Source organism: Rahnella perminowiae, from assembly GCF_019049755.1.
Lineage (GTDB): Bacteria > Pseudomonadota > Gammaproteobacteria > Enterobacterales > Enterobacteriaceae > Rahnella > Rahnella perminowiae.
Window position 1 is genome coordinate 1 of record NZ_JAFMOS010000087.1, and the last position, 609, is coordinate 609.

1 protein-coding gene is annotated in these 609 nt (G+C 50.6%); it reads right to left on the reverse strand.

Annotated features, from left to right (window positions below; all coding sequences use genetic code 11):
• Positions 1–35: 35 nt before the first annotated feature.
• A partial coding sequence (locus J1785_RS00440; RefSeq protein WP_217218541.1) for a transposase occupies positions 36–609 on the reverse strand: 574 nt, incomplete at its 5' end.

Sequence of the window (609 nt, forward strand, 5' to 3'; positions counted from 1 at the left end):
GTCCGCTTCACGCCCTGAGACATTCGACAAGCTTTTTATGGCTTCAGTAAGGGCGAGTGTCGCGCTTCGAGAGCCAGCAAATACTTTGCTTCATCGTACTGGGTTCTGGTCTTCCAGCAGCGGTAAATGATCCTTATCCATTTAAACGCCAGAGCCCGGATTGCAGACTGGTGAGATTTTCCTTTTTCTCGCAGTCCCTGATAATAAAGTCTGGCCCAGTATGATGAGGTAACCGTCTTGGCAGCCCATTCAACAAAGGTCTGCCTGACGAACTTGGCACACTGCCATCGCCAGTGAACCCAGGATTTCTGGCCGCTTCGTTCTGTCACCGGTGCAACACCTGCGTAGTTTTGAATTTCTTCAGCGCTGTTAAACCGGTCACGGTTATCACCAAGTGCAGCAAGCATCCGTGGGCCCATACACGGCCCCATGCCCGGAAGTGATTTGAACAGCCCCGCATCTGGCAATGTGTCAAACAGCGCTTCGATTCGTTCGTCATAGGTTTTGATGATTTCACTCACGACTTTAATTTGTGTCGCCAGTGCTGTTGCCATCAAAGCATTAGCCTCTATAACACTCGGGTCTGTCGTCAATGGGATCGCGTTATCA